Source organism: Rhizobium sp. MHM7A, from assembly GCF_005862215.1.
Taxonomy (GTDB): Bacteria; Pseudomonadota; Alphaproteobacteria; order Rhizobiales; family Rhizobiaceae; genus Rhizobium; species Rhizobium bangladeshense.
Genome location: NZ_VCHT01000001.1, coordinates 471,054 through 489,295, shown reverse-complemented (window position 1 = coordinate 489,295; position 18,242 = coordinate 471,054). Strand labels below are relative to the sequence as shown.

General features: G+C 54.1%; 21 protein-coding genes and 1 pseudogene. 11 read left to right on the top strand and 11 right to left on the bottom strand.

Annotated features, from left to right (window positions below):
• Positions 1 to 483: 483 nt before the first annotated feature.
• A complete protein-coding gene (locus FFR93_RS02975) occupies positions 484 to 1,467 on the top strand; it encodes a hypothetical protein (protein ID WP_138391876.1) in 984 nt (327 codons plus the stop codon).
• A gap of 618 nt (positions 1,468 to 2,085) precedes the next feature.
• On the opposite strand, the gene FFR93_RS02965 is transcribed toward FFR93_RS02975, so the two are convergent.
• Entirely contained in the window at positions 2,086 to 2,628 is a 543-nt protein-coding gene (locus FFR93_RS02965) for a hypothetical protein (RefSeq protein WP_138391874.1), read from the bottom strand.
• Between the two features lie 202 nt (positions 2,629 to 2,830).
• On the opposite strand from FFR93_RS02965, the pseudogene FFR93_RS41315 reads away from it, so the two are divergent.
• Positions 2,831 to 2,976, top strand: a pseudogene (locus tag FFR93_RS41315) (IS1595 family transposase); the annotation flags it as partial.
• 441 nt (positions 2,977 to 3,417) lie between these two features.
• Here the strand turns inward: FFR93_RS41315 and FFR93_RS02960 are convergent.
• The 3 genes from FFR93_RS02960 to FFR93_RS02950 form a co-directional block, all read right to left on the bottom strand.
• Positions 3,418 to 3,837: a hypothetical protein gene (locus tag FFR93_RS02960; protein WP_138391873.1), complete on the bottom strand. Its 420-nt coding sequence runs from the start codon at positions 3,835 to 3,837 to the stop codon at positions 3,418 to 3,420.
• 547 nt (positions 3,838 to 4,384) lie between these two features.
• Positions 4,385 to 5,074: an ATP-grasp domain-containing protein gene (locus FFR93_RS02955; protein ID WP_138391872.1), complete on the bottom strand. Its 690-nt coding sequence runs from the start codon at positions 5,072 to 5,074 to the stop codon at positions 4,385 to 4,387.
• Positions 5,071 to 5,736, bottom strand: coding sequence for a hypothetical protein (locus FFR93_RS02950; RefSeq protein ID WP_138391871.1), 666 nt, complete (start codon positions 5,734 to 5,736; stop codon positions 5,071 to 5,073). Before FFR93_RS02950 ends, FFR93_RS02955 begins: the two co-directional genes overlap by 4 nt.
• Before the next feature lie 423 nt (positions 5,737 to 6,159).
• Here FFR93_RS02950 and FFR93_RS02945 point away from each other — a divergent pair, with 423 nt between their 5' ends.
• Together FFR93_RS02945 and FFR93_RS02940 are read left to right on the top strand one after the other, a co-directional pair.
• Positions 6,160 to 6,468, top strand: a complete 309-nt coding sequence (locus FFR93_RS02945; protein ID WP_138391870.1) for a hypothetical protein — start codon at positions 6,160 to 6,162, stop codon at positions 6,466 to 6,468.
• Between the two features lie 101 nt (positions 6,469 to 6,569).
• Positions 6,570 to 7,589, top strand: coding sequence for a hypothetical protein (locus tag FFR93_RS02940; protein WP_138391869.1), 1,020 nt, complete (start codon positions 6,570 to 6,572; stop codon positions 7,587 to 7,589).
• A 145-nt stretch (positions 7,590 to 7,734) separates the two neighbouring features.
• Here FFR93_RS02940 and FFR93_RS02935 read toward each other — a convergent pair whose 3' ends face one another.
• The 3 genes from FFR93_RS02935 to FFR93_RS02925 form a co-directional block, all read right to left on the bottom strand.
• Positions 7,735 to 8,106: a hypothetical protein gene (locus FFR93_RS02935; RefSeq protein ID WP_138391868.1), complete on the bottom strand. Its 372-nt coding sequence runs from the start codon at positions 8,104 to 8,106 to the stop codon at positions 7,735 to 7,737.
• Positions 8,107 to 8,122: 16 nt separating this feature from the next.
• Positions 8,123 to 8,398 (bottom strand): hypothetical protein, encoded by a 276-nt coding sequence (locus FFR93_RS02930; RefSeq protein ID WP_138391867.1) that lies wholly within the window; start codon positions 8,396 to 8,398, stop codon positions 8,123 to 8,125.
• Between the two features lie 98 nt (positions 8,399 to 8,496).
• Positions 8,497 to 9,942 carry a hypothetical protein gene (locus FFR93_RS02925; protein WP_138391866.1) on the bottom strand — a complete coding sequence of 482 codons (1,446 nt, stop codon included), beginning with the start codon at positions 9,940 to 9,942 and terminating at the stop codon, positions 8,497 to 8,499.
• A 118-nt stretch (positions 9,943 to 10,060) separates the two neighbouring features.
• On the opposite strand from FFR93_RS02925, the gene FFR93_RS02920 reads away from it, so the two are divergent.
• From FFR93_RS02920 to FFR93_RS02905, 4 genes are all read left to right on the top strand, one after another.
• Positions 10,061 to 11,275, top strand: a complete 1,215-nt coding sequence (locus FFR93_RS02920) for an AAA family ATPase (RefSeq protein ID WP_205910723.1) — start codon at positions 10,061 to 10,063, stop codon at positions 11,273 to 11,275.
• An 89-nt stretch (positions 11,276 to 11,364) separates the two neighbouring features.
• A complete protein-coding gene (locus FFR93_RS02915) occupies positions 11,365 to 12,015 on the top strand; it encodes a class I SAM-dependent methyltransferase (protein ID WP_138391865.1) in 651 nt (216 codons plus the stop codon).
• Between the two features lie 76 nt (positions 12,016 to 12,091).
• The gene (locus FFR93_RS02910) at positions 12,092 to 12,259 is read left to right on the top strand and encodes a DUF3563 family protein (RefSeq protein ID WP_138392858.1); all 168 of its coding nucleotides are present in this window, start codon (positions 12,092 to 12,094) and stop codon (positions 12,257 to 12,259) included.
• Positions 12,228 to 13,232: a D-alanyl-D-alanine carboxypeptidase family protein gene (locus FFR93_RS02905; protein ID WP_171049044.1), complete on the top strand. Its 1,005-nt coding sequence runs from the start codon at positions 12,228 to 12,230 to the stop codon at positions 13,230 to 13,232. Before FFR93_RS02910 ends, FFR93_RS02905 begins: the two co-directional genes overlap by 32 nt.
• A gap of 2 nt (positions 13,233 to 13,234) precedes the next feature.
• Here FFR93_RS02905 and FFR93_RS02900 read toward each other — a convergent pair whose 3' ends face one another.
• Positions 13,235 to 14,017, bottom strand: coding sequence for a hypothetical protein (locus FFR93_RS02900; RefSeq protein WP_138391863.1), 783 nt, complete (start codon positions 14,015 to 14,017; stop codon positions 13,235 to 13,237).
• 49 nt (positions 14,018 to 14,066) lie between these two features.
• Positions 14,067 to 14,447 (bottom strand): hypothetical protein, encoded by a 381-nt coding sequence (locus FFR93_RS02895; protein ID WP_138391862.1) that lies wholly within the window; start codon positions 14,445 to 14,447, stop codon positions 14,067 to 14,069.
• A 117-nt stretch (positions 14,448 to 14,564) separates the two neighbouring features.
• Here FFR93_RS02895 and FFR93_RS02890 point away from each other — a divergent pair, with 117 nt between their 5' ends.
• Positions 14,565 to 15,164, top strand: a complete 600-nt coding sequence (locus FFR93_RS02890; RefSeq protein ID WP_138391861.1) for a hypothetical protein — start codon at positions 14,565 to 14,567, stop codon at positions 15,162 to 15,164.
• A 19-nt stretch (positions 15,165 to 15,183) separates the two neighbouring features.
• The gene (locus FFR93_RS02885) at positions 15,184 to 15,945 is read left to right on the top strand and encodes a hypothetical protein (RefSeq protein ID WP_138391860.1); all 762 of its coding nucleotides are present in this window, start codon (positions 15,184 to 15,186) and stop codon (positions 15,943 to 15,945) included.
• Between the two features lie 6 nt (positions 15,946 to 15,951).
• On the opposite strand, the gene FFR93_RS02880 is transcribed toward FFR93_RS02885, so the two are convergent.
• A complete protein-coding gene (locus FFR93_RS02880; protein WP_138391859.1) occupies positions 15,952 to 16,212 on the bottom strand; it encodes a hypothetical protein in 261 nt (86 codons plus the stop codon).
• A gap of 5 nt (positions 16,213 to 16,217) precedes the next feature.
• Entirely contained in the window at positions 16,218 to 17,153 is a 936-nt protein-coding gene (locus tag FFR93_RS02875) for a DNA/RNA non-specific endonuclease (RefSeq protein ID WP_138391858.1), read from the bottom strand.
• A gap of 366 nt (positions 17,154 to 17,519) precedes the next feature.
• Here FFR93_RS02875 and FFR93_RS02870 point away from each other — a divergent pair, with 366 nt between their 5' ends.
• A complete protein-coding gene (locus tag FFR93_RS02870; RefSeq protein ID WP_138391857.1) occupies positions 17,520 to 17,975 on the top strand; it encodes a hypothetical protein in 456 nt (151 codons plus the stop codon).
• Positions 17,976 to 18,242: the final 267 nt, after the last annotated feature.

Below are 18,242 nucleotides of genomic sequence, written 5' to 3'. Positions count from 1 at the left end.
CACTGAACAATGCCGTCTCGAAGTCGGGCGAAACTGTCGAATTCGAATTCCAGCCGCCGGAGCTTCGAAAGGCATATGTTTGCGAGTTCGCGCAGGTGGAGGCGACTACGCATCGCCAGCTGATGCTCAGTTATTTGAGCCGATATCCGACATGTTTTTCGGTTTCGCACATGTCTCAGGACAAGTATCGCGTTTTCATGACGGGATCGACGGTCGACATTCGGAACGTGAACGGCAATTTCCTCTGCAAATGCCCCGCGCCCTGATTTGAAGTCTGCCCCAAGCGCCCACGGAGCGCAGGGCATTGCCGCGTGCGATTTTTGAACGCTGCCGCTCATCGTGGCGAAGCTGCAGAGCACCACGAGGTTTTTGAATTGTACTGGCCTGGTGCGAGCTAAGCGAAAACTCTAAAAGCTGGTATCAAAAGCGGATGTGAATCGGGCTACGAGGCCACGTTGTGAGCGTCTTAAAGAGGATATGCCGATGTCGCTCACGAGCGAAGTGCTCTCTGCAAAAAGCCAGACCCGTATGTTTATCGATGAGCATGTTCCTCATCTTAAAGAGGTAACAAAGCGCCTCCGCTCCAGAATCCGCCAACAGAATTTCGAACCCGATAACACATATTCCCGAGCCATCTCATATGCGTTTGCAGGCTCGGCGATTGATTACCGATTGCGTGCTTTCTTCTCGAATGACTTCTATCGATCTCCCGCAATCATCGAGGGAATAAGTTGGCTCGAAAGAACCGACAATGGCCAGAATCCGTGGTTTAACATCGATGCGATTTTCAGGCGGACAAGCGCAACAGACCACTCTTTGGCGGCAAGGTTATTCGATTTTCTCGACGAGTTTGTCGCCAGAGAACGCCCGGCCGGGAAGCAACTGCTTCCTGATTCTGAAAGAACTTTGGCGTCGATCTCCGTCCTGTGCGCGGGCATCGATGCCTGTTGCCGGAGATCATTCGAAGCCTTGGACTATGTCCGCAGCCTAGGGGACAAGGATGTTCAGGCAATGCTGTCGAAGCTGGACCGGGCGATCATTGACGACGTCTCTTCCGTCTTTGCGCGTTTCTTCATCCAGAACGCGGCCAGGTTCCGCGACGCCAAGAACGTTCACGTCGGCGCAACGTTCTCAGGTTCCGAGCACATCGGAGGAGCCGATTGCGATCTCATCCTTGATCGCACCTTGATTGACTTCAAAGCTTCGAAACTTCCAAACATAAGGCTCGAATACGTCTACCAGCTCATCGGCTACTTTCTCCTGGACTATGAGGACGAGTACCAAATACGGGCGTTCTCACTTTGCTTTCCCCGGCATCTGTTCTGGCTGGATTTCGAGGTATCAGAGCTTTTCGACGAACCCCGAATCCCTGCGATCCGCGCCGAATTCAAGAAGCTGCAGGCGCAACGCTACGAGGAACGCAAGTTGGCGTTTGCAGCGACGGCCGCTCCTCGTCATGGTGTTTGAAGGGCTACCGTTCAGAACGTCGGTCTCACTGAATGCCACCGACCTTTCTTCATCCGTGAGCGGACATATATCAGGAAGTCGTCGGCATCCTTCGGACGCTTGCTTCTGTGACGTTTGTTGTTGCAGTGCTGACAAGCTGCGACGATGTTTTTCTCGCTATCGCGCCCTCCGTCACTTCGCGCCTGCAAATGCTCCGCAGTGCATCGAAAGACTAGCGCAGCTCGCTCAGGCACCCGATAGCGCGTGCTGAAATCCTTCGGATCACTGTCCCACATGGGCTGCTCACAATAGAAACATTGCCACCCTTGGCTCTCGGCGGCCTTGCGTCTGAGTTTTCGTATTTGGCTGTTTTTCACGAGTGCACGTCCTTTGCTTCATTGCTGAAGCGGACGTGCAGCGCTTTAAGAAGCGCCCCTCAGTTGGGAGGATAATCCTCGCACAAGACGACGCATCAAATGCGTCACTCCGCAGTCTCTAAACGGTACGAGCGCCTAAGATGCGCCATGCTGACGGGCCTTCGACCAACCCCAAGCAAGTCTATTACCTTGCCTCCGTTCACCATCAAGGTATCGGGGCTGCACAAATTGTCAATGACGCGCGAGGGCGGGCAGGGGAACATCACTCGTACTGGCCGCGAGGATCGCTTCGGGCGTGCGGCAGGAGTTCGTAGCTCTCCAGCTTGGCCATGGAGAGGAAATACTGTGACTTGCGTTTCGGTGTGCCTCGGAGCCATTCAGCAAGCTCGTCTTGCGCGAGCTTCAACCAATCTGGAAAATCCTCTGGCCCCGTAAACTCGCCCTCGATGAGGCCACCTAGGGCATTGGTGTAGATGATCCGACCAACGCCTGGAAATTCGTAGATCGAGTTGTCGCGCTTTCCCTTCTGTCGGTCCTCGATCAACTTACACCCAAGAGCAAGCACCAGCTTGTCTTCCGGAAATCGCTCATCTTCCCAAAACCAATCCACGATCTCTTCACGGCGGTCCTTATCGCTCGAACCGTGGTAAGCACCGAGACCCATGTTGCAAATGGTGCAACAGGGGACCAGTTTGCACTGGCCGAAGTTCTCTTCGATCTCCCGCTTGGTAACCAGGCCACCATTCGCGAACCGGTGCAGAACATACACTGGAGGCTGGTGGTCGAATTTCCCGTCGTTCGGCATCCCGCAATAGATGCATCGTTCCCCGGCGACGGGTTCATAGACCCTCGCGAAGCGCTTCTCAGCCTCCCGTCGATTATATTTAAGTTTAAGACGCGCCCTGTTCACAATGGTTACATCGATATCCCGGACCACAATGAATACGTTCTTATCTTATCTAGATTAAAGTAACGCTAAATTGTTGACGATAATTGCTCGGACTAGCCGGGCCATGGTCGATCCGGACCGGAAGCCGCTGCAGAGCGTTGTCGAGATCGACGAGACGAACGTGCCGTACAGAACGAAGACCGACCCCTCAGCGGCGGCCAGGGGCGCAGCCCGATAGGCAAGGTCGTCCTGGTCGGAGCAGTGAGTCGACAGGTTCTATGCGGGCCGCATGCGGCGGCAGATTCCGCCCGGATGCGATGCTCGTCAAAATTTTGCTGTTCGCCACATACGTTTGAACTTTCGCAAGTCAGGGGCGATCTTACAGGCGGTCTGATGTTTGTGTTATGGAATTGACCTGTGTCGCGGGACCGACGATAGCTGGCTTTAACCGACAAGGGGTATCTGAGGGGGACGAAATTGGTTCGAATGGCGAGCGAATTCCTGTCTCGTGAATTCATTCATGACCACCGCTCAAACGTTTGTGGCGACGGTTGCTGAAAGACAATGAAAATATAACCGACATGTTCAGACGTGTGTGTCTGATAACAAAATTTTGCGCTTCACATCCGAGAGCGGAAGAAGTTCTTTTAATCCACAAACTTCATACCCGGACGAAATCGTTTTGGGACCCAACTGATGCCGTCGTTAAGCAGATTTAATGATGATGACCTGATGCTCGTCTCTACCCGATGCACTGGCCCAGGCAGCATAGGTCTCGACAACCTTTTTAGCAGACGTCAGATCAACGCACATGGGGTCGAGCGCATGCCGCGCGAATGCGCCGTTCCCAGATAAAATGGAATGCACAAGTTGGAAAGTCTTTCCGGACATCCAATATGAGACACCGCGATCCGCTGCGTAAAGACGCATTGTCTCGCGCAATTTATCTTGAAACTCAAACGACTTTAAGTCTTCCTGCACCTCGAATTCCGACACCGGATAGAGGTTATAATGACCATTCTCTCTTCTCTTGATCAGAACGACACACATCGACGCATTTCGATGCCGGTACAAGAGTGCGACCATGTTGATGGATCGAGGACTGTCGAGATGATCGGCGGTCATTTGGGAAATGTCCTGTTTTCTTTGAAGGAGTTTGTTTGGCGCTCCATTGACTGTCAACGCCGCGAGACTCGAAGTCATCACCCGCCAGCAAAGGTTTTCTCTAGACAGGCAGACAGAGATGAAGCGCCAATTGCGTAGAAACCGCCGGGCGTTTCGGGATAACAGTGTAAAATCCAGACGCTGTTCGCATCGATTGCCTTTGTCTTTTCAGCCTCGCTTACCCAGCTCACATGCCTGAAATCACCGCATTCCTCCACCTCGCGAGCGTCTATGACGCTTGACGAATGCTCGTTAAATGTAAATGCTCACGCTCGTGTACTTGCCTCTTAGCAAACCTTTAAGCTGTCGTTCCAAGACATCGACGCTTTCCATAGCCTAACTCCTTCATCCCTACGGCAACACCATAATGTTCATTGCGCAACGGATTGTCGTCAACCAAATGTGTTCGCAACTGCATATTTTCGACCCACGAAAGACGACACAGACGCGACGATAGCGCGCGCGTCCGCGCCGTAAAACCGTGAGGCGTTGAAACAGTTGGCCTCCACTATTCCAATCCTTCCGAAAGCGCTATATCAAGACAAAACACATCCGCAGGCTTCCAAAGTTCTGCAGCCTCGAACGCTAAGTCAATTGCACGGTGAGGGACGTGGAGGTCCATGTTTCCGAGCCCGTTGAACCGATAGGAGGAGGCCGCGACAACCTCTCCGTCGACGATAAATGTGCGCCATTCAGCATCGACCGTTATCGGTTTCGCGATGACGATCTCCGTGCTATCGCTGACACGTCCTTTTTTGATTGCAGGGCCGAGAGTGGCCGCCAATGAACTCTGATTATAGAGGCCGCCATCGAACGCCTTGCTGTCCTCGTCGGGACGAACAAACATGTTTTCATCTGCAATTCGCGACATTGCTTCTGGCAGACTTACGACCAGAGCATCGGAGCTTGCCATCAGATCGCCCCATCCAGCCTGGAAGGCTGACCAGCGAAAGGTCGCTGCATCGAAGAAGATTCCGGGCGAAAGGGCAGGGTATCGCAAGGCTCGCGGTACGAACGACGGACCGTAACAAACCGTTGGGCGAGACATATCCAATGCTTCCGTCTCGGGAATATCCGTGGAATGCCCTTTAAGTGTCACAAGGGATACGTCACTCGCTTGATCGCGCAAGATAGCTTCGATCTCGCGTATGGAGGATAGGTTCGGATGATTATCTTGAAGAAGCCATTGGGTTGTCATCGTGGACGCCGCAGCCCGTTTTCCTGGCTGAGTACGGCGTCGAGCGCAATTTCTCCAGCCTTCACGAATGCCAAGAACTCAAGATATTCATCGGCACGACGCACCTCGTCGAGATACCCGTAATCCATGTTCTCGTTGTGAAACGCTTCACGAAGCTCGAAGACCGTGGCAGCCAGCGCCTCCAGATCGTCCTGCGTATCGGCGACGCTTCGATAGTCGATGGTGCGCTGGGTCAGGCGTTGGTACTTCGAAGCCGCCTCCACCACGAACTCCAGGACGTCTTCGGCGCGCGTTTTACTCCATTGCTGAATAACAATGGCTTTGTGTTCCTGATCGAAAGCACGGTCAAGAATGACCTGTTCAACGGCATCGACGATAGCCCTTTTGAGGGGCACCGGGGTCGAGAACGTCAATCGCTCAAGCGCTTCCGGATAGTCGATGAGATAGGCCTGCGCTTTCTCCGGATCGAGCTTCAGGCTCTCGAATGTGTGAGCCTTCGTCCGCACCAGTTTCCTCGCCTCTTCCAGAAGCAGACGCTTGTGCAGGCCGTTGCCTTCCCAATCGGATTTTGCGCCCTTGTTGACGCGTTCGATTTCGTAATGAAGAGCAGCTGCGAACTGCACCTTGATGAGAACCGAGATATCTTGTTTTTCATTTGTCATGGAAATCACTATCTCCTGCCAACCTGAAAATGTCAACATTAAGATGAAAATGGTGACCTGCCGCTGCCAGGTCGTGCACTACTTGACCTTTACGGTCTGGCCGTGCCGCGCTACGCGGGATGCGCTTTATGTTTATAGAGCGAGGCACCTCAAACCCGCTCTCTGCGTTGCCAGCAGAATAGGTCAGCAGGTAACGCATAAAGGAATTCTGTTCTCTGCAATCGAAAACCGCAAGCGCTTTTGGCGTTTGACAAAGAAGGATTTCTAATCCAATCTCGTGAATGTCTTGGCCACTTTGCGTGGCGTGTTTTAAAGTCTGTTGGTCCCAATAAGGATTCCGCGCATGTCATAATAAAAAGGCTCTGATCAGAACGCTAACATTCGACCAATCCCGGTCGCATTGCGTCTGCAAGGAGCCTTTCTATGCGCAAAGACATCGTTTTCATCGACCCCGAACTCCGCACCGACAACATCAACGCCGACAAGCTGAGGCTGAAGGCCTGTGAAGTTGCCCACTCGATCATTGTTCCAAAGGGGATCGAGTTTGCCCAATTCGAGTATGGCGGACGCCGCTACGCCCTGGAGGCAAGCCTTTCCATTCAAGTGAGCCAATTGGACCACGCGGTCTCGGAGGCCGTTCTCCGTGACGGCACGCTCAGAGAAGCCCTTGAGGCAAACAAGAAGCGCTGGAAGGAGGAGGGAAAACGGAAACCCGTCTTCGTCCGACGGTGACATTCGCGGGTGAGGGCCTTGGATGCGCCTCACCTGAATATTCACTGGAATATTCAGGGAATTTGGCTGAGCATTGTTCCATCTGATGCCGGACCATGCCAATGCCACTCCCTTCTATCCTTCCTCCCGGCGTTAAAGCGTTGGCCGCGCGTCATGGCGTCGTCGCATTCTTCGCTCTGACTACCTTGGCGTTCGTTATCAACACCTTCGGAACCATTGAATATCTGATTGAAAAAGGATGGACGCTCACTGAATTCGCCCTCTGGATCGACCAGACGATCATCAACGCAATTATCGTGCTGATGGTCTACATGTGTGCCAGCCGAGGCTTCCGATTTTTCATGTTGCCGACGATCCTGGTTCTTGGAGAAATCCTTTACGACAAGATGTTCCTCATCAAGGACTTCCATTCGTTCCTGAACGAGTTCGATACCTACAGATGGGCGTTTGGTCGCCATGCCAATAATGTTGTGAATCCGCAATATGGCATGTTGGTTGCCTATTTCCTGGTGTTTGCGGTTCTTCTCACCTTGGTTCTTATCCGTAAGCACAGGACGTTCGACAGGATGATGACGGTTGTGCTGGCAGCGAGCGTCATCGCCACCTTTACGCTGTTCCATGTCTTTCTGGTTCTCGGGATCAACAGTGCCATTTCAGTCGAGAAGCGAGCGATGGCGAGTATCTATGCCGGTGGATCGGCAGCCTTCCAGCAGCAGTGCGATGCGCTCCACGCTAAATGCTACGTGATTTCAAAGGATGCACCGACTGTCGACATGAAGACCGGCGAAACTATCGATCCAGTGATTGCCCGCACTATGGAAGACATTGCAGAGCGCGACATTCAGCTGCGGACGCCTTACTTATGGTCGGAGACGACGTTGCTGCATGGGAAGAGCCTGTTCTGGGTCGCAGCGGTCGCGACCGCCCATGACGACATTTACCTGGCGGTATCGGGAGACGACTTTAATGCGGCTGTGCATGCCGAGGAACTGCAGTTCGAGTTCCAATCGGTCTCCGCCCATGTGACATGGCTTCTGATATTCCTCGGACTGGTGGTGATCCATCGCAAACACAGCCGCAAAACGATCCGAAAATTCCTGCCGCCCGACGCGTTTGACTGAACCGCCGGACAGGCCGCATTATGAGCGATGATGGCCTTTGCCAGAGCAAACGGCCGAGCAGCCGAAATCATCGGCCCCTTGCGCACCCAACTGCCTCCGGAGACAGGCTTTCGATAAATGTCACTGAAATAGCTCCTCGCAAGCGTTAGATGACGCGTTCCGGCCGGAAGTAGTCCATGGCTTCACGCTGCGCGGGTGTGAGCGAGGTCAAGAGGCCATCCCATACGGCCTGCAAGCGCGCGATCCGGGCAGCGTCGCTTTCGACATGAGGCGATCCAACGACCTCCCATCGGAAAGATTCCCACCGATCAGCATGCGGAAGCCGACGATCCGCATTCAGCAGGACCAAATTCACAACGACCTCTTCCGAACTGTCGGTGTATGGATCGCTATGAGCGTCGATCAGGGCCTGATCACTCGCGGAAGCGGGACAGCAGCCGTCATACTTCAACATATCAACCGGGAACTCGCCACTACCCCTGACACTGTAGTGAAGGTTGTTGCCTTGCTTATGCATCCAAATCTCCGAATGGTTAGACCGTTTGCGCCAACGCATAGTCTGAGACTACACCGTCCCGGCGTTCATAATCACGATGCTTGATTGCGTCAGCCTCCGTGGCCCAGGCGGTTACGATGACATTGTCCTTGACGAAGCTGACGACGAGAAACTGTTGATTGAAGAACACGCGCTTGGAGTAAACAACCCCGTTGATAGTGGCGAAAATTTTTCGAGACTTTCTTCCTGCGGTCGCGGACGTCCCGCCCTTACAGCCATAGTCAGGTTGATCAACTGTTCTCGACCTGCGCATCGCCACCCCACCTTAAATAAGGCCATCAAGGAAAACTTAGAGTGTTCTCATACTTTAGTCAGAAAATGTCAACATTTAATTTGGCGCGGTGATTTTAATTAATTGGCTGCCAAGGTTTTCCAGTAATGTTCCAAATCCCGCACTAGCCACTCCCGACGCAGATTTATTTCCTTTGCCTTGGCAATCGCAGCTTCCGTCTCTTCCGATGTTGCCTCCATACCAACATGGTCCGGATGGAACTGGATGATCATCCGCTTGTAGGCAGACTTGAATTCCTTTTCATCCGGAGCAAGCCCGGAGAAGCCGAAATATTGCAGATATTCCCTTGTCATCAGAGGGAAGTAGCCGACCGGCAGTTTCTTCGTTTTCGGCTTGTTTGCCTCAGCCCGCGCCCCTTGACCGGCAGAAGTATCGGTATATGCGTCGCCCGCACTGCGGCGGCCAGGCTGGTCGCTCCATTCTTCTTCCATATCCGGCTGGCGGGCACCCATGCTCGGGCCGCCGCCGAGAATGACGACCTCTTCCCACGGTTTGCCCTCCAGCCCCAATATCCGGTCAATGACGACAGGCACGTGTCCCATTGAGTGCCCTTGAAACAGGGCGATCTCGTATATGAAGTAGACCGCGAGATCGGACAGCGTCTTCCCATCAGCGGCAACCTTGACGAGGTCGGATACTATATCGTCGAACCGAAGGCGATGAGCGTATTCCGGCACCCTGCAGAAGTCTGCGACGGCATTGTACAGATTGCGGGTCGCTCTTTTATCCAAAGCAAGCTTGATGAGGTCGATATTGTCGAGGTCGAGCCGCAAGGCTGCGAGATCAATGCCTCGGGCAACGGCAAACACCCTCACGCGATCTGTCAGACCCGTACGGTTCCAGCCGCCAGCGATAGCGGCCAACAAGACAAGGGACCGGATTGCTCGCTCCTCGAAGTTGGACCAGGTATTGGTCATGTCTTCCTTCGGACGTTCCTTGCGACGATCTTTCAACAAGATCGCCAGGATTTCCGGGGAAAGCCCTACATCGAACATCTGGAACATCAGGGCTCGCTCTCCTGACTGCTCTCGATATTCAATCCGCAAGGCTTCTCCCTCGGCGCGGGCATCGAAATCAGATGAGTAGATGCTGGTCAGAAAACGGCCGCCGTCGAAGATGTCCCCGGCTGGCGTGAACCGAAAACGATCAATGGAGAATGGCCGCCCACGCGAGAAATGCGCGGTCAGAAGGTTTCTCCAGCACTCGTAGGCGAGCACTCGGATGTTGTTTTCCGCCCGCTTTACCTCTTCCAGGAATTTGGCTCTGCCTCTTGCCCATGCCGGTGGCCCCTTGAAGACAAGCACGGCTCCTTGTCGAAACCGCAGCGTCATCGTCGGTGGCGCGAAGCGCGGCTCATCAACCGTGATCGCCTGTATTTCCTGGTAATAGGCGTGAATACCGTTCAAAGAACATGAGGTGCTTCCGAGCTGAACCATCGGGCTACCGATCTCAGTGATCGTTCCGGTGAATTCGCTCGTGGTATCGATATCGGGTCTTTTATGCATTCTGAGCCCAAGGATGTAACTCCTTTAGTCTCAAGCGGTTTGACTTCCGAGACAAACGAAATATATTCGGGAACGAAATGCGGGTCATCCGCTCCCTTTCCATTTAGCGAGATGATCCATGAAACCTTCAGCTATTCACGCCGACTTCCAGAAGATGATGGACATCGTCCCGAACGACGCGGGCGACTTTTCCTGGGACGCTGTCATCAACATTTTCCCGTTCCTCGCGGACCTTGAAAAAAGTTCGCAGGACCCGATCCATCACCAGGAAGGCAACGTCGGCATCCACACCCGCATGGTCATCAACGAGCTTGTTTCATCGGCTGAATACCGTGATTTGAGCAGCCGTGACCGCTTCAAGATGTTCTGGACCGCTGTCTTCCATGACAGCGGCAAGCCTGCCACGCGCGAAGAGCTTCCCGGCGGTCGCATTACCAATGCTGGCCACTCACGTCTGGGGGCAATGATCGCCCGAGAGAACCTGCGGTCCAAAAAGGTCCCGTTCTTTTTGCGGGAGGAAATTTGCAGCCTCATCATGCTGCATCAATGGCCGTTCTATCTCTGGGAGACGAATGAGCGTCGCTCGCCAATGCAGCAACGCAAGGACGCCATCAAAGCCTCACTGATTAGCGACACCCGTCACCTGCTTATGCACGCCACCGCCGACGCGCGCGGACGGATCAGTGCCGACAACGCTGGTATCGTCGAGCGGGTGGGCTTGACCGGCCTTCTCTTCGAAGAACACGGCATCCTTGGCAAGCCATATGAATTTGCCAACAACGAAAGCCGTCTTGCCTGCTTCGATCATGAGGATCGCGAGCCGGACTATGCTGCCCGCGAAGACTTCAGATGCCACGTCACCGTGATGAGCGGCTTGCAGGGCTCTGGAAAGGACACCTGGCTTGCTGAAAATCGTCCGGCGCGACCGACTGTCAGCTTCGACCAGTTGCGGATCGACATGAAGATCGACCATTCGGACAATCAAGGCGCGGTCGCGCAGGCGGCTCAAGAGCTTGCGAAGACTTACCTGAGAGCCGGGCAGAACTTTTCATGGAATGCCACCAATGTCCTGCCGGAAATGCGGGGCAAGGTTCTGCGGCTTCTTCGGGCCTACAATGCCGAGATAGAGATCGTTTATATCGAGACGCTGCCTGAGGTTCTGCTGAAACAGAACGCCAACCGCAAGGCGGCGGTGCCGGTGGATGCGATCAATCGGTTGGTTCGAAAGATGGAGCCACCACAGCCCTGGGAGGCCCATTCGATCAAGTATGTGCTTCCCGACACGTTGACGAACGAGTTCATGTTCGAAAACCCAGCGATCCTTGCGCCCTGATCGGCGCAAGGAATTCTCGCAAAAATTTGTGGACATGAAGAAGTTCTGCGGCAATCCTTTTCCCATCAAGGAATTCGGAGCCGCCCCAGATGAGCGACGTGACCACACGTTTTTACAACGAAAATGCAGACGAACTGTTTCCCCGTTATCGATCACTTCGGTCAGAAGACGTCTTCAAGGATGTGATTGCTCATGTCCCGACCAAGCCTGGCTTCGTTGCCGATATTGGGTCCGGTTCTGGCCGCGACACCAAGTGGCTGGCCGAACTTGGTCATACCGTCATCTCCGTGGAACCTTCCGTTGGCCTGAGAACCAAGGCCATGGCGAACGGGATGCCTGCGAATGCGATCTACGTCGATAGCGCGCTTCCGGAGCTTCCGGGACTGGATATCTTCGTTCAGCGCTTCGATCTCATCATCTGCTCGGCGGTCTGGATGCATCTAGATGCAAAGGAACGTGAGACCGCTCTGTCGCGCTTTTATGCATTGCTGAGTGACGACAGCGAAGCTCGCGCCATCATCACCTTCAAGGTTGCCCCAGAAGAGCCTGGACGCGGCATGCATGTTCTGGACGCTGACATCATCGCAGAGGAGTTCGCCGCGAACGGGTTCTCGTATGTCTCGACCACGCTCAACAAGGACCTGATGAACCGTGACGATACGCGTTGGTATACGACAGTCCTCTACAAGAACTCCTTTCCTGCACAGGAATTAGTCAACGGCCTTGCGTTGGGCGCATAGCTGACAAGGAGTTTTGGAATTTGTGCGGCGCAGCAATTCACTCCATTCTTTCAGTATCGAAACAGGAGTAGAAACCATGCTGCGACAAGCAACAGCGAGAGCCACCACCAAACTATTCGAGTTTATGACGCATGACCCGATCAAAGCCCAGGCTGATCGCTATATCAACGGCGCGCAGGACATATACGATCTGGAATTCCGTCAGCGCCAGGTTGACCGGGGCCTGTTCAGAGCCTCTCGCTAAGTTCGGCCGACGCCAGGTCTATGGTTTTGCCTTAGCCCTGTCGGCCGCACTCACTTTCGCGCCTGATGCGCGGGCGATCCCCCAGATTCTCGTCGACGAAACCACGGGGCGGGTGATTGCAGAAAATGAAGCTGATGTGCTCTGGCATCCAGCATCCCTGACCAAAATGATGACCGCCTACCTTGCCTTTAAGGCAATAAGTGAAGGACGCCTGTCCTCGCAAAGCGTGGTCATAATGTCGACGAACGCGACATCAAAAGCCCCTTCCAAGCTTGGCCTTCCTGTCGGACATGGCCTCACCTTATCCGACGCCCTCAAGATCACCCTGACCCGCAGCATGAACGATGTGGCGACTGCCATAGGCGAAACCGTGGCCGGTGGTGATGAGCCTGCCTTCGTTCGCCTGATGAACCAAGAGGCCAAACGCCTTGGGATGCTATCGACACGCTTCACCAACGCCAGCGGACTGCCTGATCCCGATCAGGTGACCACAGCCAGAGACTTTGCCATCCTCGCAACGGCTCTATCCCGCGACTTCCCGCAGTTCGACGGCTATTTCCACATCGAATCCGTGACCTATGGCGACAAGACCTTCACCAACACCAACTCGCTGCTGAAGAAGTTTCCCGGTGTGACCGGCATGAAGACGGGCTATGTCTGCTCATCGGGCTACAACCTCGTGAACCGGATTATCATGGGTGATCACAGGTACATCTCCGTGGTAATGGGAGCGGCAAGCGGAAGGGAACGTGAACGGCTCACGATTGGGTTGCTCGGCCTAATCCCGAAAAGCGGGGAGGGCTATCCGCTGCAAAGCGCTCCCGCCACAACCAAAGCTCCCGTAAACCTGAAGAAATATGCATGCGGGAAATCCTATGGCGTTGGCAAGACAACCCCGAAACCCGCTCGACAGCATATGACAGCCCCGACCGTCACCTACACCTACGAATATCTAGGTGACGGCACTTTCTAACCTCACCGGGTGCTGACAGAGAAGGATTCTTCGGTTGTCGCCATTTCGTCCCTGAATTCTTTTTGCCAGGTCTTCAGCGCTGAAAAATCGGCCTGAAGGGAAGCTTCCGTTGGCTGAGATGCCAACAAGACTTTGTCGAAGAGGTTTGTCACCTCCTGCAGTGCCTCGCGGTAGTAAGTATTTTCGTCCTGTGACTTTGCGATCTCGTCGACGACATAATCGATGTCCATCTTCGTCTCCTCAATCGCATTCAGAATGTCTTGACGACTGGCAGCCAGTTGGGCATACGCGCTAGGCCTCACAGTCTGCTCCTCGGGCGAAAAGGAAATTTCGACAATATCCTCACCAGGACCGACCAGCGCAAGCTTTCCCTTGGCGATCTTGAGGTTATTTTCGACAATCCGACGGGCCAGCGACACCTTTTCCATAGGGGAAAGTTCCGCAGCCTCGGCCCCGAACAGGTCATTTACGTCGTCGACCAGACCATCCATAGCTCTGAGGACCTGCAGATGTCGTTCTGACAAGGCAATTTCCGATTGTAGATCAGCAGTGTAAGCTTCCAGGTCTTCGACAGACGCCTCCAGCATTTCGGTCAATCTGGCCGTCGACAGTGCTGGAGCAACGGGCTCGGGAGACGGCACCAACTGCTCTTGTGGCGGCGGCGATGCAAGTTCAGGATTGCCCAGGTTTGCATAGGCCGGGCTGGCAAGGATCGACATAAAGATCGCGCCGCTCATGATTGCCCGGCCTGCTGGCGTTCTTCTGAATTTCTCAAGATTGGTCAATTTTCCCTCCCCGAACCACCTCGAATTAGATTGTATCAACCCGCAACCATCACGCGGCCGTTCGACATTCGCATGTGGCGATCACTGCATTGATTTGTTTAAGAACGATCTTGGCAGCAAGTGTGCTGTCTGTTCGACTGGACAGCAATTTGGCAATATCCACGATCTGCTGAACCCGCATATCCATCTGCTCGTACAAGTCGTCGAGACGGCGTTTTGAGATCATTAGGGAAATGATGTCTCCGTAAATCCCAGGCAGCCTGGGGGACGTCAAACACCTGTCGATCAACTCCTTCACAATGACAGTGGCCGTGGGGTCTCCCGCCGCGAGGTCTTCCTCAAGCACGCTGATCAGCTTGCTGACGGTTTCCTGCTCATGACCCTCGTAAAGGAAAAGGCACGCCACCATAATTCTTTCGGTCTGTTTCATGGCATTTCCTCGAATGGACATTTTTATGGTGGGCGGATTTCCTGCGTGCTCAAAGCCTTTTTTCTGGTCCCATGCAGGCCCAGGGCATCAAAATTCTGAATGAAATGGAGAATTTCCGTGGGCATTGCGCGATACTTTCAGCTTTCAGCAATCAAGAACGGCGACCTGGTCACCACGACAGGGCGAGAAGTCGTTTTACGCCTGACCGATGGCGAGGAGCCGAAAGGGGTCTTCGTCGGTCCTGTCCTTGTCAGCTCTGAGGACCATCGCGCCAATCAGGCCGGGTATCGCAACGCCAAGGCGGAACTTGTGGCTAAAATTCAGGCCCATCTTCCGGAGGCGGACGAGTTGATCTGCCTCGACAACAAGGATGAGATTGTGGGCCACTACAAGGTCGCGAACGGGTTCGGCCATGAGATGATGCGTATCCAGCAGGAATTGCCATCCGAGACAGAGGCTTTTGTCACCACGGAAGCGGCCTCTAAAGCGGAGCGTGCCATTATCACCGAGATGTTTGGTCTCGAAGCCGACGATAAGCCCCTCGTCACGATCATCATGAACGATCAATTCAAAGTCGCTGCTCACGTCGGCGACGATATCACTGGTTCCATGCTCGACGCGACAGGAACCTTGAAACCATGGACGGCACCCGGCGGGTCACTCATGGAAGAGGTCTTCCGGAACCGTTTCCCTAAATCCGCTGCTTATGCTATCTGAAGGCAAGAGGTAATCAAGAATGCGCGCACCCACACGCCAACTGTCTCGTACAACGAATTTCGGCAGCCTCGCAGCCGCACATGTCAACTTCAAAGCTGAAGTGCAGGCACGCACAGAACGGACAGCCAACCTTCAAAAGACACAGGAAGCCGTCTACAGCGGCACCCGACTGGACGAGGTCGCGCTTGATCGCGTCGCGACACTCTTTGCGAATCCAGACGCTTTCCGGGACACGATCTCCGACGCACAGGCAAGGGCCAACCAGGGACGCGTCCGGGTCAATGACACCACGCCTGACAGACCAGAAAACCCCCACAATCTGCCTGCGATCTTCAGCAACAAGCTTGTTGTTGCAACGGGCGAATTTTATCCCCAGTGGCATCTCGTCCGAAACCTGCCTGCCTATCTGCGCGAGCCAATCCGCGCCGTTGGACGTATCGCGTTGGCTTCCTTCACCCGAACCGACATGGAAGAGGTCCGCCTGACCAGCTCGGCTGTCGCTTCCGAGGCGGAAATCGGAGAGATGATGTCCTGGATACGCAACAACGGCTCATACGTTGAACAGCCCGACAAGGAGCGAATGAATTTCGCAGGGCTGTTGAACGGTTCCCGTGGGCAGGACTATGAAGCGCTCGTCAAACTCTATGAAGTCGACGGCGTAGACTTCCTCCTGGTCCGTGATGACCACGGCAAGTACATCTACAGCTGGCCTACTAGGGACCGGATCGGACTTGAATTGCGGCTCGAAAACGATCAGCAGCCGCTGCGTATCGGGCGCTAAAAAGCTTCAGTTGTCGCCGAATGGGTTGGCGACAACATCCACCTTGGTGGGGTCAATCTCTGGCGAGGCCACCTCTGGCAGTTCACCGAAGCTCAAGAGTTTCGCCTTGATGTCACCAAGCAGGGACTCAAGTGTCTCGACACGTTGCAGTGACCGCCTGTCTCGTGTGATTTCCAGAATTCCGTGAATGGCGATCAGGTCAGGACCATTGTCGATGGAAAGTCCCGAGAGGGACATGGATTCTTTATCGTTCTCAAACGGGCGCATGGGTCTCACTTCAGAAGGCGTTCAATTACAGCCAGGCCCAGATCGAGCCAGCCAGATTCCGCAGTCGGTCTTGGCGCTGCAGGTGCGGATGAATGGTGATCTGCCTGTCGAGGTTTAGCAACATCACTCTTGTTTGAATAAGCCTTTGGCGCTGGCAATTTCGCGGCGTTTTCCTTGATTGCTGCGGGCAGGGCAGGAAAAACGTCGATCCCAGTCCTATTGGACAGTTCCGCAAGGCTGATGACCTCATACTCGCCACCCTTACCACTGTTCACGGCCCACCAGACTCCAGCCTGCTGTGCTCCGGGCACATACACCGCCTTGTATACGTGGCTTGGCACGATGACGCGCCCGTTCAGGCGATTGAGGTTTTTTCCGATAAAGGCAGGACCCGTGACGACATAGACTTCACCATATTGGCTGGCAAGACCGCGCGTGGTTCCCTCAACCCTGGACCATAGACCACGGTTCAACTCCGGAAGCTGTGGAACCATATTCGCAAGACTGAAGGACTGATCCTGGGCCTTCACCGAGGCCATGTCCGCTGCGGGGACCATATGACCACGGTCGTAGCCGCTGCGACGGTAGTCTTCCAGCTCCGAACGGTTCGATGGAGCGAGCATCCCCTCCGAATGAAAAACATCTTCCCGGTCGACTGCTTCAGCAGCAATGACACCCTCGGAAGTAAGGTGTTGCGCGGTCCAAAGGGGCGTCTTTGTCAATCCTGAATGAAAAAGAGAGAATTCCTCATAGCACAGGATATCGGATTTTTGTTTCAGTGCTTCATTGAGGATTCGTGGCTGTATGGAAGACGGAGACATGGCGTCGCACGCACTGCTCGCCACGGACGCGCCAGTGAAAGCCAAGGAAATTGCGGAGACGGAAAGGAATAATGCTGCAAATGCCTTTGCCGAGATGCCATTGCTGTGGATAGAAAACATCCAGAAATCCTGTGGATGCGCTTGATCTGCACACCGTGAGAAGCTGTTCACTTTCTTTATGTTCGCGGATTTTCTTACAAGCTGCAATCTACTCTGTGAAGCTTCGGGCCAGTGTGGCAATTCGGCCGACAGGTTTTAATAACAACTTCTTCGATTTGCGCCTTTCAGAGTCCTCAACGACATGCCTGCAACCCAAGGATCAGTTGTGTTCTGCTTGCCTTGCACAAGGCAATTTCTTGGCAAATTCAAGGAGATACGTTTCTGAAGGTTTCTCCGACGGTTTTATTACAAAGATTTAATATATGGACACTTCTTTTCCATCGCCGACTGAAGCACAGTTTTCCTTGTGACAACGAGGTCACTTGCTTGTTGAAGGAGATTTTTATGAAGAAAACCGCTCTTGCATTGATTGCGCTCGCTGCGACTGTCGGCGTTGCTCAAGCAGGTCCGAAGGACCCCGGCCAGCGTGAGCATCCGAACAAAGCGGATAGATTCATCGAGGCTGCAGACCTGAATATAGACGGTGCCGTGACGAAGGAAGAATACAAGGCATTCCTGGCGAAAAAGAGCGAAGAGCATTTTTCCAAGCTCGATGCGAACGGCGACGGCTCAATCTTGAAGGAAGAGTTTCTGGCTGGTGCTCCCGGTGGTGAACGAGCAGACCGATCCTTCGAACGCTTCGACGTGAACAAGGACGGCAAGATTGACCTCGCGGACGAGGCCGAGGCCGGACACAAGATCAAGCAGCGCCTAGGCGATCACAAAGCCCCACCACCACCGCCTGGCGAGCTTGATGCCGAAGCCAAGCCTCCGGCAAAGTAGTCTGTTCTCCATCCCCTCAGGAGGATAAGACTCCAACTGGGCGGTCCTTTCGAGGGCCGCCTTTTTCATGGCTTACAACTCCTGACACATCAGGGAAGCACATTAGAAAGGCAACAGCAATCGTCATTGATGACGCTAGCACTTTTCCAATCTTTGAGACATTGTGTCAGAAATTTTGAAGAAACCCGCTAGGGTGCGCGTGTTCCTTGTTGATCAGTTTGTTCCAAGAGCCTCCCTGGAGCTAGACGCAGCGAGCCTTGATAGGAT

Bases quoted from the DNA above. Each gene is read 5' to 3' on its own strand.
- FFR93_RS02965 (WP_138391874.1), bottom strand. From the start codon at position 2,628: ATGCCGAACGACGGGAAATTCGACCACCAGCCTCCAGTGTATGTTCTG.
- FFR93_RS02950 (WP_138391871.1), bottom strand. From the start codon at position 5,736: ATGACAAATGAAAAACAAGATATCTCGGTTCTCATCAAGGTGCAGTTC.
- FFR93_RS02960 (WP_138391873.1), bottom strand. From the start codon at position 3,837: ATGACCGCCGATCATCTCGACAGTCCTCGATCCATCAACATGGTCGCA.
- FFR93_RS02935 (WP_138391868.1), bottom strand. From the start codon at position 8,106: ATGCATAAGCAAGGCAACAACCTTCACTACAGTGTCAGGGGTAGTGGC.
- FFR93_RS02945 (WP_138391870.1), top strand. From the start codon at position 6,160: ATGCGCAAAGACATCGTTTTCATCGACCCCGAACTCCGCACCGACAAC.
- FFR93_RS02930 (WP_138391867.1), bottom strand. From the start codon at position 8,398: ATGCGCAGGTCGAGAACAGTTGATCAACCTGACTATGGCTGTAAGGGC.
- FFR93_RS02910 (WP_138392858.1), top strand. From the start codon at position 12,092: ATGCTGCGACAAGCAACAGCGAGAGCCACCACCAAACTATTCGAGTTT.
- FFR93_RS02975 (WP_138391876.1), top strand. From the start codon at position 484: ATGTCGCTCACGAGCGAAGTGCTCTCTGCAAAAAGCCAGACCCGTATG.
- FFR93_RS02920 (WP_205910723.1), top strand. From the start codon at position 10,061: ATGAAACCTTCAGCTATTCACGCCGACTTCCAGAAGATGATGGACATC.
- FFR93_RS02940 (WP_138391869.1), top strand. From the start codon at position 6,570: ATGCCACTCCCTTCTATCCTTCCTCCCGGCGTTAAAGCGTTGGCCGCG.
- FFR93_RS02885 (WP_138391860.1), top strand. From the start codon at position 15,184: ATGCGCGCACCCACACGCCAACTGTCTCGTACAACGAATTTCGGCAGC.
- FFR93_RS02915 (WP_138391865.1), top strand. From the start codon at position 11,365: ATGAGCGACGTGACCACACGTTTTTACAACGAAAATGCAGACGAACTG.
- FFR93_RS02925 (WP_138391866.1), bottom strand. From the start codon at position 9,942: ATGCATAAAAGACCCGATATCGATACCACGAGCGAATTCACCGGAACG.
- FFR93_RS02955 (WP_138391872.1), bottom strand. From the start codon at position 5,074: ATGACAACCCAATGGCTTCTTCAAGATAATCATCCGAACCTATCCTCC.
- FFR93_RS02895 (WP_138391862.1), bottom strand. From the start codon at position 14,447: ATGAAACAGACCGAAAGAATTATGGTGGCGTGCCTTTTCCTTTACGAG.
- FFR93_RS02875 (WP_138391858.1), bottom strand. From the start codon at position 17,153: ATGTTTTCTATCCACAGCAATGGCATCTCGGCAAAGGCATTTGCAGCA.
- FFR93_RS02880 (WP_138391859.1), bottom strand. From the start codon at position 16,212: ATGCGCCCGTTTGAGAACGATAAAGAATCCATGTCCCTCTCGGGACTT.